General features: G+C 73.3%; 14 protein-coding genes. 6 read left to right on the top strand and 8 right to left on the bottom strand.

Features of this window, described 5'->3' with window-relative positions:
* The first annotated feature begins 59 nt into the window (after positions 1–59).
* Entirely contained in the window at positions 60–740 is a 681-nt protein-coding gene (locus CXR04_RS18570; protein ID WP_101423501.1) for an HAD family hydrolase, read from the top strand.
* An 83-nt stretch (positions 741–823) separates the two neighbouring features.
* Here CXR04_RS18570 and CXR04_RS18565 read toward each other — a convergent pair whose 3' ends face one another.
* A complete protein-coding gene (locus CXR04_RS18565) occupies positions 824–1,381 on the bottom strand; it encodes a GNAT family N-acetyltransferase (protein WP_101423500.1) in 558 nt (185 codons plus the stop codon).
* A 64-nt stretch (positions 1,382–1,445) separates the two neighbouring features.
* On the bottom strand, positions 1,446–2,393 hold the full coding sequence (locus CXR04_RS18560; RefSeq protein WP_101423499.1) for a LysR family transcriptional regulator: 948 nt from the start codon (positions 2,391–2,393) through the stop codon (positions 1,446–1,448).
* 73 nt (positions 2,394–2,466) lie between these two features.
* On the opposite strand from CXR04_RS18560, the gene CXR04_RS36480 reads away from it, so the two are divergent.
* Positions 2,467–3,780: a DMT family transporter gene (locus tag CXR04_RS36480; protein ID WP_267898194.1), complete on the top strand. Its 1,314-nt coding sequence runs from the start codon at positions 2,467–2,469 to the stop codon at positions 3,778–3,780.
* Positions 3,781–3,790: 10 nt separating this feature from the next.
* Complete coding sequence (locus CXR04_RS18540; RefSeq protein ID WP_101423498.1) at positions 3,791–5,161, top strand: serine hydrolase domain-containing protein; 1,371 nt, start codon at positions 3,791–3,793, stop codon at positions 5,159–5,161.
* A 182-nt stretch (positions 5,162–5,343) separates the two neighbouring features.
* Here the strand turns inward: CXR04_RS18540 and CXR04_RS18535 are convergent, their stop codons facing one another.
* The 3 genes from CXR04_RS18535 to CXR04_RS18525 all read right to left on the bottom strand — a co-directional run bounded on the left by CXR04_RS18535 (position 5,344) and on the right by CXR04_RS18525 (position 7,666).
* Positions 5,344–6,498, bottom strand: a complete 1,155-nt coding sequence (locus CXR04_RS18535) for a winged helix DNA-binding domain-containing protein (RefSeq protein ID WP_199850485.1) — start codon at positions 6,496–6,498, stop codon at positions 5,344–5,346.
* Positions 6,499–6,661: 163 nt separating this feature from the next.
* Positions 6,662–7,114: a GNAT family N-acetyltransferase gene (locus CXR04_RS18530; RefSeq protein ID WP_101423496.1), complete on the bottom strand. Its 453-nt coding sequence runs from the start codon at positions 7,112–7,114 to the stop codon at positions 6,662–6,664.
* Between the two features lie 90 nt (positions 7,115–7,204).
* On the bottom strand, positions 7,205–7,666 hold the full coding sequence (locus CXR04_RS18525) for a MarR family winged helix-turn-helix transcriptional regulator (RefSeq protein ID WP_101423495.1): 462 nt from the start codon (positions 7,664–7,666) through the stop codon (positions 7,205–7,207).
* Positions 7,667–7,826: 160 nt separating this feature from the next.
* On the opposite strand from CXR04_RS18525, the gene CXR04_RS18520 reads away from it, so the two are divergent.
* Entirely contained in the window at positions 7,827–9,095 is a 1,269-nt protein-coding gene (locus CXR04_RS18520; RefSeq protein ID WP_101423494.1) for an MFS transporter, read from the top strand.
* 179 nt (positions 9,096–9,274) lie between these two features.
* On the opposite strand, the gene CXR04_RS18515 is transcribed toward CXR04_RS18520, so the two are convergent.
* Positions 9,275–9,652, bottom strand: coding sequence for a cupin domain-containing protein (locus CXR04_RS18515; protein ID WP_101423493.1), 378 nt, complete (start codon positions 9,650–9,652; stop codon positions 9,275–9,277).
* Positions 9,653–9,721: 69 nt separating this feature from the next.
* Between CXR04_RS18515 and CXR04_RS18510 the strand changes: the two genes are divergently transcribed.
* Positions 9,722–10,195: a MarR family winged helix-turn-helix transcriptional regulator gene (locus tag CXR04_RS18510; RefSeq protein WP_101423492.1), complete on the top strand. Its 474-nt coding sequence runs from the start codon at positions 9,722–9,724 to the stop codon at positions 10,193–10,195.
* A 100-nt stretch (positions 10,196–10,295) separates the two neighbouring features.
* Here the strand turns inward: CXR04_RS18510 and CXR04_RS18505 are convergent, their stop codons facing one another.
* The gene (locus CXR04_RS18505; protein ID WP_101423491.1) at positions 10,296–10,964 is read right to left on the bottom strand and encodes a winged helix-turn-helix transcriptional regulator; all 669 of its coding nucleotides are present in this window, start codon (positions 10,962–10,964) and stop codon (positions 10,296–10,298) included.
* Between the two features lie 102 nt (positions 10,965–11,066).
* Here CXR04_RS18505 and CXR04_RS18500 point away from each other — a divergent pair, with 102 nt between their 5' ends.
* Entirely contained in the window at positions 11,067–11,963 is an 897-nt protein-coding gene (locus CXR04_RS18500) for an alpha/beta fold hydrolase (RefSeq protein WP_101423490.1), read from the top strand.
* A 174-nt stretch (positions 11,964–12,137) separates the two neighbouring features.
* Here CXR04_RS18500 and CXR04_RS18495 read toward each other — a convergent pair whose 3' ends face one another.
* Positions 12,138–13,736, bottom strand: coding sequence for a VWA domain-containing protein (locus tag CXR04_RS18495; RefSeq protein WP_101423489.1), 1,599 nt, complete (start codon positions 13,734–13,736; stop codon positions 12,138–12,140).
* Between the last annotated feature and the right edge of the window lie 260 nt (positions 13,737–13,996).

The raw sequence follows: 13,996 nt of genomic DNA, 5'->3' as shown, positions 1-13,996 counted from the left end.
CAGGCCCGGGCCTCCGGCCGCCCGGCCCGTGGCGGCGCGGCTCGGCTAGCCTCGTGACCATGCCCGGAGCCATCGAACTCGTGATATTCGACTGCGACGGAGTCCTCGTCGACTCCGAGCGCATCGCCGCCGCCGCGCAGGTCACCGTGGGGGCGGAACTCGGCTGGCCGCTCACCGAAGCCGACGCCGTCGAACTCTTCATGGGCAAGTCCCAGGAATCCGTCGGCGCCATGGTCGTCGAACGCCTCGGGCCCGGCACCGACGAGACCTGGCGCACCCGCTACTACGAGGAGTTCTTCGCCGGACTCGACCGCCTCGAAGCCGTACCCGGCGTCGTCGACGCACTCGACGCCATCGCCGCCGCCGGCCTGCCCACCTGCATCGCGTCGAGCGGCGGGCACGACCGGATGCGCCGCACCCTCGGCCGCACCGGGCTGTACGACCGCTTCGCCGGACGCATCTACTCCGCCACCGACGTCGGCGGCCGCGGCAAACCCGCGCCCGACCTCTTCCTGCACGCGGCCCGGGAGATGGGCTACGCGCCGCAGGCGTGCGCGGTGGTGGAGGACAGCCGCTACGGCGTACAGGCGGCCCGCGCCGCGGGCATGCGCGCGTACGGCTTCACCGGCGGACTGTCGCCGGCCGACTGGCTGGCGGGACCTGACACCGTGCTCTTCGACGACATGCGCAAGCTGCCGGACCTGCTGGAGCCGGCGGGCACGGCAGTCACGCGGGACTGACGGCGAGGGCGGACCCGGGGACGGGGCCGGACCGGCGGCGCGGGGCGCACGGCCCGTACGAGCCCGCACGAGCGGGAAACCCCCTACGCCTCCTTCCCCTTGCCCCACTCGGACGCCAGCACCGACCACACCTGTGTGTCCTGCCGCACCCCCCGGTAGGGGTGCTTCGCGCGCAGCACGGCGTCACGGCTCATGCCGAGGCGCTGCGCGACCTTGATGCTCGGGGTGTTCTTCGCGGACACGAGCCACTCCACCCGCTCCACGCCGCGCTCGTGCACCGCCCAGTCGATGATCACGCGTGCGGCGCGCGTGACCAGCCCCCGGCCGGCCGCCGCGGGCTCCAGCCAGCAACCGGCCTCGCAGGTGCGCTGCTGCGCGTCGAAGACACGGAAGAGGACGCCGCCGACGAGGAGGCCGTCGAGCCAGATCCCGTAGAGGCGGCCGGAGTCGGAAGCGGTCTTGTCGGCGTACGACTGGAGCCAGGCGCGGGCGGAATCGAGGTCGGCGGTGGCGTCGGGGAGGCCGATGTGGCGGCCGATGAACTCGCGGCCGCGGTCGATGTGGGCGAGGAACTCCTCGGCCTGCCACGGCTCCAGCGGCCGCAGCTCGGCGCCGTCGTCACCCAGGGGTATCGCGAACATCGGTCCTCCAGTGGCTGTGCTCCGTACGGTGATCCTCGCACGGGCCACCGACAGGCCACGCAGGTCATCCGCCCGCCGCAGGCTCCGCCCGCACCGCCTCCGCCTGCCCCGCCTCGGCGAGCGCGGCGACACACGCCCGTACGGCCGGACTCTCGCCCCGGGACCGCCAGGCGGCCTGCACCGTACGCCGCACCGCCGGCCGCACCGGCAGGAACCGCACCCCGGGCGGGCACGGCCGCTGCGCCATCTCCGGTACGAGCGACACGCACAACCCGCCCCGCACGAGGGCAAGCAGCGTGGCGTACTCCGTCACCTGGTACCGCACCTCCGGCTCCAGACCCACCTCGCGCAGTGCCTGTGTCAGGCCCTCGTACGGCTCGGTGCCGACCGGACAACTCGCCCACACCGCCGCCCCGGTCGGATGGGCGAGACCACCCAACTCGCCGAGGCCGACGCGCTCGCGGCCGGCCAGCGGATGGGCGTCCGGCACCGCCAACTGCACGTCCTCGACCACCAGCGTCCGCACCGCCAGCCCCTGCGGCAACCGGATCGGCCGACTGCTCCAGCTCTCGATGAGCAGCAGATCCAGCTCCCCGCCGACCAGCCGGGGCACCAGCTCGACGACCTCGCCGTCGACGACGGTGGGGGCCAGCCGCGGATGGGAGGCGGTGAGGGCGGTCAGCACCTCGGGCAGCAGCGCACGCAGCGAACTGCCGACACCGCCGAGGCGCAGCGGGCCGAGGATCTCGTCCTGCAGATCGGCGAGATCCGCCTCCGCCTCGGCGACCTGCGCGCACACCCGGGCCGCATGCGCGGCGAGCACCTGGCCGGCGTGGGTGAGGCGGACGCTGCGCCCGTACGGCTCCAGCAGCCGGTGCCCGGACTCGCGCTCCAGCTTGGCGAGCTGCTGCGAGACGCCGGAGGCGGTGACGTGCAGCGACTCGGCGGCACGGGCGATGGTCCCGTGAACGGCGACGGCGTCGAGGGCGCGGAGACGCTCCAGGCTGAACACAAAGCGATGCTAACGCTTGCGGCTAACGAATCATCGCTTTTTCTTGGGAGAGCGGGCAGGCAGAGTGAGGAGCATGCGAGCCGACGGGGACAGCCAGGGCGACATACCTTTCGAAAGCCGACCGGCCGGCAACTCCGCCACCCGGAACCACGAGTGGAGCGGCGGCCAGAGCCTCGCCCAGGACCACCCCCGGGGCCTGCTGACCCGGCTGACCACCCCGGCCACGATGGTCATCGGCGGCTCGGCGTGCATCTCGCTGTCGGCGATCTTCGTGAAGCTCTCCGACGTGAACGCCGGCACCGCCGCCTTCCTGCGCTGCCTCCTGGCACTGCTGCTGCTCGCCCCGCTGGCGGCCCTCGAACTCCGCCGCCTCGGCCCCCGGGCCCGGCGCCCGGTGCTCACAGATCTGACGGCGGGGCTGCTGCTCGGCGTCGACTTCGTGTTCTGGGCGGCCAGCATCAGGGACGTCGGGGCGTCCATCGCGACCGTGCTGCTCAACATCCAGGTGATCGTCTTCCCGCTGCTGGCCCGCCTGCTGACCCGTACGACGCTGCCGCGCGGCTTCTGGCTCACGGCGCCGGTACTGCTCGCCGGGGTGGCACTCGCGGGCGGGGCGATCGGCAACCCGGAACCGGGCAGCAACCCTGTCACCGGCATCCTCTACGGCACCGCCGCCGGCGTCGCCTTCGCCGGCTACCTCTTCCTCACCCGCCTGGCCGGCACCCACCCCCGCACACCCCCCCACCGGAGCCCGGCTCCCCACCCGGCCCCCCACTCCCCACTTCGCCCCGGCCCGCCCCCCACCACCCCCGACCCACATCCCCGCTCCCCCGGGGGCCCCCACCCCCCTACCCCCCACCCCACCCCCACCTCTCCGCCCGCCGCCTCCTCCGCGCCCGCCTCCGCATCCATCTCCCCACCCGCCCCAGCCCCGGCCTCAACTCCGGACTCTGCTCGGACCGCGGGCCCTGCCCCGACGCCTTCCGCTCCCTCCCGTCCCCGCCCGCACATCGCCGTGCCGGTGTGCACCGCGACGTTCTCCGCCGCCGTCGCCTCCGGCGTCCTCGGCGCGCTGTGGACGGGTATCGATCCGACGCCCGAGCCCGCCGCCCTCGGCTGGCTGGCCGCGCTGGCCGCGCTCGGCCAGGTCCTCGCCCTGCTCCTCATCACCCCCGCTCTGCCCCGGCTCGCCCCGGCCACCGGGGCGGCGCTGCTCCTGCTGCAGCCGGTGCTCGCCATCGCCACAGCCGTCACATTCCTCAGCGAGCGGCCCACGGCGACGCAGTACGCCGGCTGCGTGCTGGTGATCGCCACCGTCTGGTACGCCACCCGCGTCGCCGGCCGCGGCGCCGAAACTCCCGCGCTCCGCACCGAGGGCCGCGGCTAGGCTGCGCCCCATGCCGCCGGATGACGACGCCCTCCTCCCCGCCACCGCCCGCGCTCTGCGCCACCGGCTCGCGGTCGCGCAGAGCGAGGGACGTACGCCTTCGCTCGTCGCGGCCGTCGTACGCGACGGGGAGACCGTCTGGTCCGGCGCCCGCTCGATGGTCGACGGGCACGAGCCGACCACCGACACCCAGTACCGCATCGGCTCGATCAGCAAGACGTTCGTCGCCGTGCTGGTGCTCCGGCTGCGCGACGAGGGCCTTCTCGACCTCGCCGATCCGCTGGGCAGGCACGTCCCCGGCGCTCAGGCCCCCGCGGTGACCATCGCTCAACTCCTCTCTCACAGTTCCGGTATCGGCGCCGAGCCCCGCGGTCCCTGGTGGGAGCGGACCCCGGGCACGCTGCGCCCCGAGCTCGGTGAACTCTTCGACGGCGACCCCACCCGCCACCCGGCGGGCCGCCGGTACCACTACTCCAACCCCGGCTTCGCCTACCTCGGCGCGGTCGTCGAGGCACTGCGCGGCGCACCGTGGGGCGACGTGCTGCGGCGTGAGTTGCTGGAGCCGCTGGGCCTGCGGCGGACGACGCTGCTGCCCGAGGCCCCGCACGCCGGCGGGTTCGCCGTCCATCCGTGGGCCGACGTCATGCAGCCAGAACCGTTGCACGACACCGGCCGGATGGGCCCCGCGGGCCAGTTGTGGTCCACGGTCGGCGACCTGGCCCGGTTCGCGACCTTCCTCCTACGCGGCGACGACCGGGTGCTCTCCGCCGGCACGCTGGCGGAGATGCGCACCCCCGCCGCCGCTCCCGAGGCCGCGTCGTGGGACAGCGGGTATGGGCTGGGCGTGCAGCTCATCCGTCGCGACGGCACGATGCTCGCCGGCCATACCGGCTCCATGCCCGGGTTCCTCGCCTGCCTCCTTTCCGATGTCGACGAGGACGTGAGTGCGGTCGCCCTCACGAACGTCACTTCCGGTGTGTCTATCTCCGGCCTGGCGGCCGATCTGATCGGCACCGTGGTGCGGTACGAGCCGCGCGTCCCCGAGCCGTGGCGTCCGCTGGCCGCGGACGCGGTGGATCCGGAGCTGCTCGCCCTCACGGGCCCGTGGTATTGGGGTGCGAACCCGCACGTGCTGCGGCTCAAGGAGGACCGGTGGCTGGACCTGAGTCCGCTGACCGGCAACGGCTACGCCTCCCGGCTCCGCCCGGAGGGGGACGGCACGTGGACGGCGGTCGACGGCTACTGCGCCGGTGAGACGCTGCGGGTGGAGCGTTCGGCGGCCGGCGAGGTGTCGCACCTCGACCTGGGCACCTTCGTCTTCACCCGCGAACCGTACGACCCGGACGCCCCGGTCCCCGGCGGCACCCGCGGCTGGACGTAACCCGCTCCCGTCGCACCAGACGCGCGACCCGCGACGCCGGTCGGCCCCGGAGCCCGGCCGGCCATGCCGCTGTCGTCGTGCACAACGACAAGCCCTGGCAGCAGGCTTGGGAGACCGGGCCTGCCGGCCGGACGCGCCCCGGTCAGAGCCAAAGGATCAAGCGGACGGCTTCGCCGCAGCCCCTATGCGGCCAACTCCTTCTCCAGCGGCGTGCGGAACCTCGGCGTTATTCGGGCGTCGCCCACCCATGCCGTCAGTCGTTCGGCCTCCGCGGCCACCGCGCGTTCCGCGTCGCCGCCCATGTCCGTGAGCATCCGCCACACCACCTCTCCGTTCTGTCGCTGCGCCCAGCCGCCGACGACTTCGCCGTTCCACCACACCGTCGGTCCCACGTTGCCGCTGCCGTCGAACAGCGCCTTGCGGTAGCCGGCGTCGAGGTGCCAGTCGCGTTCCTTCCAGCCCATCGGTGTCGGGTCGAGCCCCGGGAGCAGCGCCGCCCACGGCTCCGGCTGCGCGACCGGCCCGGTGTCGTCCGGCAGCACGTACCCCGTGCCCTCGTCCAGCTCCACCGCCACGGCGCCGGTCGCGGCCAGTGCCTTGCGTGCGGCGGTCTTCGTCCAGCCGGTCCACCACACGAGGTCCGCTTCGGTGGCCGGCCCGTACGCGTACAGCCAGCGTCTGGTCAGCTCCGTCTGCGCCTCGGCGACGTCCATGCCGCCGAAGTCCTCGCCGGGCGCCCATCGGAACTGACTCGACGTCCATGATCCGCGCGGGTGGCCGCGGCGTATGTGCCCGTCGCAGGCGAGCATTCGCAGCACGCGCGTCGTCACGCCCTGCTGCGTCTCCTGGCGGCTGCCGGGGAAGACCTTGATCTTCGTGCGCAGCAGCGGCTCGGCGGCGGATATCTCGCTGCCGGTTGCCTCGCCCTTGTCTTTGAGCACGGCCAGCGCGGCGGCTTCGGCGCGCTGCAGCCACGCCTCGTCCAGGCCGTTCCAGTCCTTGAGGTGTTTGAGGAAGGTGGCGCGCTCGCGGGCCGCTATGGCGCGGGCGGCTGCGGCGTCCACGACGGGCGCCAGCTCGCGGCTGACCGCGAAGAGCGTGCGCCGCATGGACAGCAGCTTCACCAGCGCCACTTCCTCGTAGAGCGCGCGCTCTACGGGCGTGACTCCGGGCTCCCTCATCCGCGCGCAGGCGGAGAGGAAGACGGTCGCCGCGTCCGTCGCATGCAGCGCGACGACCGCGTCGGCGGCGTCGACGGGCGAGGCCGCGCGGGCGGTCGGCGCCAGCGCATGCCGCACGCCGATCCGGGCTCGTCGCTGCTCTGTCGTGATCTGCATAGTGGCAGTATGCCGAAGCTCAAGCGGGCCCGCCCGGGCCTGTGGATAACTTCGGATCTTGCCCGCTGTGCTCTTCTGAGCAGGGAAGATTCGACGCAAGGGGTGGTTCCTCGGTCTCGGTTGCCAGTCCTCCGGCCCCAACCCCGACCACAGCCCGCCGCCGCTACAGCATCCGCTTGAACCCCACGTGTGACGCGGCGAACCCCAGCCGCTCGTAGAAGCGGTGCGCGTCCGTGCGCGTAGCGTCCGATGTGAGTTGCACGACCGCGCACCCGCGCCGTCGCGCCTCCTCGACCGCCCACTCGATGAGCTGCGTCCCCAGCCCGCCCCCGCGCTCCTCGCGGTGCACGCGCACCGCTTCGATGAGCGCCCGCGTCGCTCCCCGCCGCGACAGCCCGGGAATGACGGTGAGTTGGACCGTTCCGACGACGCGGCCGTCGCGTTCGGCGACGACGAGGTGCTGGCCGGGGTCGGCGTCGATGCGCACGAAGGCGTCCTCGTACGGGGCGGGGTCGTCGGGTGTCTCGCGGGTGGCGCCCAGGGGGTCGTCGGCGAGCATCGCCACGATGGCGGGGACGTCGGCGGCGGTCGCGTGCCGGATTGCCAGGTCGGTCATGCTGCCGACCCTATGCGTGCCCCCGGGGCGCGCCCCATTCCGTACGCGCCCCTCGGCGCTCTGTGCGCCGCCCCACCGCCGTACGCGCTCCTACCTCGCGTACGCCGCAGGGGCCTCCAGCGTCTCCACCGCCGCCACCAGCGGCGCCAGTTCCGGCCGCTTCGCGGCCTCGTCGAGCGCGGCGCGCAGGGACGCCTCGTATCCGGGCCTGGCTTCCGCGAGGAGGCTGCGGCCGGCGGGGGTGACCTCGGTGTAGATGCCGCGGCGGTCGTCCGGGCAGACGTAGCGGCTGAGCAGGCCGCGGTCCTCGAGGCGGGTGACGAGGCGGGTGGTGGCGCTCTGGCTGAGGACGACGGCGTCGGCGAGCTGGTTCATGCGCAGGTGGAAGTCGTCCTGGCGGCTGAGGGCGTCCAGTACGGAGTACTCGCGGGCGCTCAGCCGGTGCGCGCGCTGGAGCGTGCGCTCCACGTGGGTCTCGATGCGGGCGTGCAGGGATGCCAGGGCCGACCAGCCCCGGGCCAGTTCGTCGAGCTGCTCGGCTGTGGCCGCCATGAGCGCCTCCGCGTCCCGTGAGTGCAGTGCGTGCGTTCGCCGTCCTGACCCCGAGTTTACTCCACCACCGCAATAACCAGCGTTTGCAAGGACCAGCGTACGCAATTATTGTGGGCGCTTGGTAAATGCCAGCCCCCGCACCCACCGCAGGAGTCCCCGCATGCCTCTCGCGCTGCTCGCGCTGGCCATCGGCGCCTTCGGGATCGGCACCACGGAGTTCGTCATCATGGGCCTGCTGCCCGAGGTGGCCGACGAGTTCTCCGTCTCCGTCCCCACCGCCGGCTGGCTCACCACCGGCTACGCCCTCGGCGTCTTCGGCGGCGCCCCGCTGCTCACCGCGCTCGGCACCCGCGTCTCGCGCAAGCGGATGCTGATGAGCCTCATGGGCCTGTTCATCGCAGGCAACGTCATCTCCGCCCTCGCCCCCGCCTTCGGCATCATGCTCGCCGGCCGCATCGTCGCCTCGCTCGCGCACGGCGCGTTCTTCGGCATCGGCGCCGTCGTCGCCGCCGGGCTGGTCGCCAGGGACAAGCGGGCCGGGGCCATCGCGATGATGTTCACGGGGCTGACCGTGGCCAACGTCGTCGGCGTCCCCGGCGGCACGCTCCTCGGGCAGACCGTCGGCTGGCGGGCCACGTTCCTCGCCGTGGCGGCGATCGGGGTCGTCGGGCTGGCGGGTGTGGCCAGGCTCGTACCGGACCTGCCGCAGCCGCCCGCGGAACCCTCCTCCCCCGGTGCCACCGGTCTCCGGCGCGAACTCGCAGCGTTCCTCAACGTCCAGGTACTGCTGGCCATGGGCATGACCGTCGTCGGCTTCGGCGGGGTCTTCGCCGCCATCACCTACATCGCCCCGATGATGACGGAGGTCGCCGGCTACGCCGACAGCTCCGTCACCTGGCTCCTCGCCCTCTTCGGGCTCGGCATGGTCGGCGGCAACCTGATCGGCGGGCGCTTCGCGGACCGCGCCCTGATGCCGATGCTGTACGTCGCACTCAGCGCCCTGACCGCGACGCTGGCACTGTTCACGCTCACCGCGCACAGCAAGCCGGCGGCGGCCGTGAGCATCTTCCTGGTCGGGTTCTTCGGCTTCGCGACCGTGCCGCCGCTGCAGAAGCGGGTACTTGACCAGGCCGCCGCCGCGCCCACCCTCGCCTCGGCCGTCAACGTCGGCGCGTTCAACCTGGGCAACGCCATCGCCGCCTGGCTCGGCGGCCTCGTCATCTCCGCCGGCCTCGGCTACACCGCCCCCAACTGGGTCGGCGCCGCCCTCGCCGCCTCCGGCCTGGCCCTCGCACTCCTCTCCGCACGACTGGAGCGCCGCGCGGCAGGCACCGCGGGTACGGCGGCCGCCACACGGACGGTACCCGTGGCGGGCAGCGCCGTACACGACGAAGAGGGCGACCCGCGGAAGGACGCCGCGGCCGTATAGGCCGAAGACACCGCCGGCGCCGCACGGGCCGAGGACGGCGCCTCCGTACGGACCCACGCGACCGCCGACTGACGCGCACCGGACGCGCGCCTGCCGCGCGACCACCGCGGCAGCCGCCGAGCAGGCCGAACGCCGTCAACCGGGCACACCGGTCGCCTCCGCCGCCGCAGGGATGCGCCCTACTCCGCCCAGGGCAGGGAGCGCCGCGTGCCGTCCTCGGTGACTGCGCTGCCGCCGGCCTCCATCGCCACCAGCGCCTCGACGGCGCCGGTGCCCTCGGCAGCGCCGAGCCGCCGCAGCACGCCGGGCGGGAGCAGGACCGCTTGCCCGGCGGCGGCGGTCTCGGTGCGGCCGTCGCAGGCCACGGTGAGGGAGCCGGATATGACCATCCAGACCTGCTCGCGGTCGATGGCGTGCACGGGCCCGGACTGGCCCGCGTCCATGCGTACTCGCCAGGTACTGAGCGCGGTGCTGCCCTGGGAGGGGGTGGCGAGGGACTCCATGGAGGCGTTCGGGGTGGTGACGGTGCGGTCGGGGGCCGGGGTGATGACCTTCATGCGTGTAAGGCTCCTTTACTCGAATGGGTTGAGTAAAGGAGGTTTACTCAACTGTGTCAAGATGTCCCCGTGACCCGCGACCACGACAGCCCGCCGACGCCCGAGCTGCTGTTCCTGCTCGGCATGGCCTTCCAGCTCGTGCTGACCGAGTTCAACGAGCGGGTGGCCGCCGCCGGTTACCCCGACCTGCGGCCGGTGCACGGCATGATCTTCCAGATCCTCGGCACCGACGGCGCCACCAGCAGCGAACTCGCCGCCCGGCTCGGCGTCACCAAACAGGCCGCCGGCCAACTCGTCGACGACCTGGAGCGCCGCGGCTACGTACTCCGCACCGCCCACCCCGCCGGCGGCCGCCGCAAGCTCGTCGTCCTCACCGACGCCGCCCGCCGGCACCTCCGCATCGCCGGGGACGTCCTGCACGACCTCGAAGCCGAACTCGCCCGCCGCACGGGCACCGACACCCCTCTCCTCCGCACCGAGCTCCTCCGTCTCGTCCACGGCCTGGCGGGCGACGACCTCCCACCGCTGCGCCCGGTCTGGTGACCCGGCGCCCGGGGACAACGCGTCTGGCGAGCCGGCGTCAGGCCGACGACCGGGGAGGCGACCGAGGCGCCTGCCTGACGTAAGGCAGCAGGTCGGGGCCTCAGTTCCGCTGGACCGCCTCCACCAGGCGCTCCATCACGTCCCCGTCACCCTCGACCGTCAGCTCTCCCGCTTCGACCGCCTCGGACAGCGGGCGCTCGTGGGACAGCACCGACTGCAGCGTGTCGTGGTCCGTGGTCACCGCGACGTCCGGGAACGGCGGCTCCTCGCCGCGCCGCACCGCGGTCAACTCGCCGTCGGCGACCTCCAGCCGGTACACCTCGCGCTCCAGCTCTATGCGGTAGCTCGCCGACCACGCCGCGTGCGGCTGCGGCTGGAAGAAGGCACGCAGCCCGAGCAGCACGGTGTCGGAGGTCAGCACCCCCTCCAGAGGTATCACCGGGGAGCGCAGCCCCCACGTGCGCAGCGCGGCGAAGACCGGCTCCAGCTCGCTGCCCCACTCCGTCAGCTCGTACACCTTCGCCGAGGCGGGCGGCGGCAGCGCGCGGCGGGCGAGCACGCCGAACCGCTCCAAGTCGCGCAGGCGCTGGGACAGCACGCTGGGCCCGATGCCGGGGAGCGCGGCCTGAAGGTCCGCGTAGCGCCGGGGGCCCAGGCGCAGCTCGCGCACGACCAGCAGCGCCCAGCGCTCGCCGATCATGTCGAGCGCGTGGGCGATCGGGCACGCCTGCCCGTAAGTCCGCCTCTCGTCGCCGCCGTCCCTCGCCATCTCCGCGCTCCTCCCACGCTCCCGAATTTCGCTACGAAAAATGTAGCACACACTTCGAGAAATGTAGTAGCCTTCGGGAAAGCCAGGTGAGGGAGGCGAGTCATGAACGGCACGGCGGAAGTCCGGCCCGAGGCGGAGCGGTTGGTGCGGGTCGGGGAGGTGGAAATCTGTACGCAGACGTTCGGCGCGACCGCGGATCCGCCGATCCTGCTGATCGGGGGCGCGGAAGCGTCGATGGACTGGTGGGAGGACGGCTTCTGCTCACGCCTGGCCGCGGCCGGGCGGTACGTCGTCCGCTTCGATACGCGCGATACGGGCCGGTCCACGACGTTCCCGGTCGGGGCGCCGACGTACGGCGGCGAGGATCTGATCGCCGACGTGGTCGGGCTGCTCGACGCACTCGGCCGCGGCTCCGCGCACCTCGTGGGCGTCTCGATGGGCGGCGGCATGGCGCAGACCATCGCTGCGCGACATCCCGGCCGGGTCGCCTCGTTGACGCTGATCGCCACGAGCCCCGCGGCGCCGGTGGGGCCCGACCGTCCCGAGTTGCCGCCGATGAGCGACGAACTGGCCCGGAAGTTCGCGGAGCCGCAGCCGGGGCCGGACTGGTCGGACCGCGAGTCGGTCATCTCCTACTTCATCGCCGGTGAACACACCTTCGCCGGCGCCATCCCGGTCGACGAGCAGCGCGTGCGCCGCGTCGCCGGGCGGGCTTTCGACCGCAGTCCCGTCCCCGCCGCGGCCGCCAACCACTGGCTGCTCGACGATGGGAATGAGGAGGCCCCGCTGTCCCTTGGCGACATCACCGCGCCGACGCTCGTGCTCCACGGCACGCACGACCCCCTATTCCCCTACGCCCACGGGGAGGCGCTCGCCCGCGAGATCCCGGGGGCCAGGCTCGTACCGCTGCAGGGGATGGGCCACCAGATGCCACCCCCGGAGCTGTGGGACACGGTCATAGCCGAGCTCGTCCCCCACACGGGTGGGGCCGCCCGCTGACCGATCCGGCGGCCCGAACGGGGCGGGCCGCTCGGCGGATTGGGCCGCGGGGACAGGCGATCGCGCCGGGCCGGGAGGCCGGACCGGCGCGTCGAGCGGGATGCCGTGATGTCGGGGGCGTGCCAGGGGACGCCGAGTGGCGCTGCCCCTTGGCCGAGTCGGGGGTGAGGAAGGTCAGAGGATGCGTGCGCGGCGGGCGGCGGTGATCCAGCCGGGGAACTGGGAGAGGAGGCGGTCGTAGAGCTGCGGATCGGGAAGTCCGCTGATGTCGTCGACGGAGAAGAACCCGACGTTGTCGACGCGGCGGCCACCGAGGCTGTCGAACCGTTCCAGTACGCCGTAGTCGGAGGCTCCGAGGCCCACGAACTGCCAGAAGATCGGCTCCTCGACCGCTTCGCGCAGCTCGCGCTCGATCTCCGCGTTGCGGTAGACACCGCCGTCGGAGAAGAACAGCACGAGTGTGGGATCGGGGGCAGGGTCCTCGCGGACGTAGGCGCGGACTTCGGCGATGACCTTCTGCTCTTCGTTCTGGATACCGACCGTCCGCATGTCGACCTGGCCGTTCTCCAGGCCCTTGCGCTTCTTGCGGGGGCGGAAGAGAGCGAGCTGCCCGACCCGCACATGCAGTCGCAGCCAGTCGGGAAGGTCACCCAGGTGCAGGTCCGGAAGCCGGGCCGGATGGGAGGCGAACGTCCACGCCTGCATGGCCCCGTCGTCGTCCAACTCCGCGGCGACCGCGGCCATTCGCTCGACGACGTCGGCGACGACGCCTTGGGCGTAGAGGCGGGTCATGGAACCGGAGGCGTCCAGCACGATGATGACGCGCGCGGAGACATCGGCGGCCCCGTGCTTGCGCAGGCTGATGGCCACCTGTTCCTTGCGGAGCGACAGCCGCTTGCGCATGTCGACGGGCAGATGCTCCTCGCCCTTGACCAGCCGCGGCCCGCCGGACGCGGCGGGTGAGGCGGCAGGTGCCGGTGCGGGGTGTGTGCCCGGGGCGGGTGGCGCGGCGGCGGGGGCAGTCGGCGGGTAGGGCGCGGGAGGTGGCGCCGCGAAGGGTGCCTGCGGGGCGGGGACGGGCGCCGCTGGCGCAGGGGCCGGAGGCATGGGTGCCTGCGGGGCCGAGGGCGGCTGGGAAGGGGCCGGAGTGGGGGGTGCCGGTACGGGCGGGGGTGCCGCCGGGGCCGCGAGCGGGGCGGCTGGGGACGGGGTGGGTGGGGCGGGGGAGGGAGAGGGTGGGGAATCGTCGACCGTGATGCCGAAGTCGGTGGCCAGGCCGGCGAGTCCGGAGGCGTAGCCCTGGCCCACCGCGCGGAACTTCCAGCGGCCGCCCCGCAGATACAGTTCGCCGCCCACGAACGCGGTCTCCGTCGTCGCCTCCATGTCGAAGCGGGCCAGTTCGGCGCCCGTTGCGGCGTCCAGGAGCCGCAGCGACAGCCCGGGCACCTGGCCGAAGGTGCCGCCGTCGGCCGAGGCGCACAGGACGACGCGTTCGATGCCCGGTCCCAGGGAGTCCAGCAGCACCTCGACGGAGTCGGTGTAGCGGCCGCCGGCCTGCTGCTTGCCGAGGTGGGTGACCGCCTGGGTGGTGTGCTGCGGCTGGTTGTAGAAGACGAAGTCGCCGTCGTCGCGGACCCGGCCGGCGGCGGTGAGCAGCAGCGCCGAGGCGTCGACGTCGGGTACGCCGGGGCCCTCGGACCAGGAGAGTTCGGCGCGTACCGCGGGGGCGTCGACGGGCAGGTTGGCGCCTTTGGCGAGCGGTGCGGTGGCCATGGACTCGTTCCCTCTCCGATGCGGTCGGACTGCGGCTGTGGTTGTGGTGGCGTACGACGGACCGCGGGCTGCGCACCGTGGTTCCGTGGGGAACTCCCGGCGCCGCGACGTGGTTCCGCGGCCGGTGGCCGGGAGCCTGCCCTGGTCAGGTACAGCGTGTCATGCCGGGGAGGTAGCCGTAACGGTTGGTGAGGCAGACCACGGCGGTACGTCGCTTGCCGCCGCGGGCTGACGCGGCGCGCCTCCGCCGCGGGCGAGGC

Origin of the sequence: Streptomyces sp. CMB-StM0423 (assembly GCF_002847285.1) — a bacterium.
In the GTDB taxonomy this organism is placed as follows: domain Bacteria; phylum Actinomycetota; class Actinomycetes; order Streptomycetales; family Streptomycetaceae; genus Streptomyces.
Note: the sequence above shows the minus strand (reverse complement) of the source record. Positions and strands in the feature narration are given on the sequence as shown.

Bases quoted from the DNA above. Each gene is read 5' to 3' on its own strand.
- CXR04_RS18570 (WP_101423501.1), top strand. From the start codon at position 60: ATGCCCGGAGCCATCGAACTCGTGATATTCGACTGCGACGGAGTCCTC.
- CXR04_RS18565 (WP_101423500.1), bottom strand. From the start codon at position 1,381: ATGTTCGCGATACCCCTGGGTGACGACGGCGCCGAGCTGCGGCCGCTG.
- CXR04_RS36480 (WP_267898194.1), top strand. From the start codon at position 2,467: ATGCGAGCCGACGGGGACAGCCAGGGCGACATACCTTTCGAAAGCCGA.
- CXR04_RS18540 (WP_101423498.1), top strand. From the start codon at position 3,791: ATGCCGCCGGATGACGACGCCCTCCTCCCCGCCACCGCCCGCGCTCTG.
- CXR04_RS18535 (WP_199850485.1), bottom strand. From the start codon at position 6,498: ATGCAGATCACGACAGAGCAGCGACGAGCCCGGATCGGCGTGCGGCAT.
- CXR04_RS18530 (WP_101423496.1), bottom strand. From the start codon at position 7,114: ATGACCGACCTGGCAATCCGGCACGCGACCGCCGCCGACGTCCCCGCC.
- CXR04_RS18525 (WP_101423495.1), bottom strand. From the start codon at position 7,666: ATGGCGGCCACAGCCGAGCAGCTCGACGAACTGGCCCGGGGCTGGTCG.
- CXR04_RS18520 (WP_101423494.1), top strand. From the start codon at position 7,827: ATGCCTCTCGCGCTGCTCGCGCTGGCCATCGGCGCCTTCGGGATCGGC.
- CXR04_RS18515 (WP_101423493.1), bottom strand. From the start codon at position 9,652: ATGAAGGTCATCACCCCGGCCCCCGACCGCACCGTCACCACCCCGAAC.
- CXR04_RS18505 (WP_101423491.1), bottom strand. From the start codon at position 10,964: ATGGCGAGGGACGGCGGCGACGAGAGGCGGACTTACGGGCAGGCGTGC.
- CXR04_RS18500 (WP_101423490.1), top strand. From the start codon at position 11,067: ATGAACGGCACGGCGGAAGTCCGGCCCGAGGCGGAGCGGTTGGTGCGG.
- CXR04_RS18495 (WP_101423489.1), bottom strand. From the start codon at position 13,736: ATGGCCACCGCACCGCTCGCCAAAGGCGCCAACCTGCCCGTCGACGCC.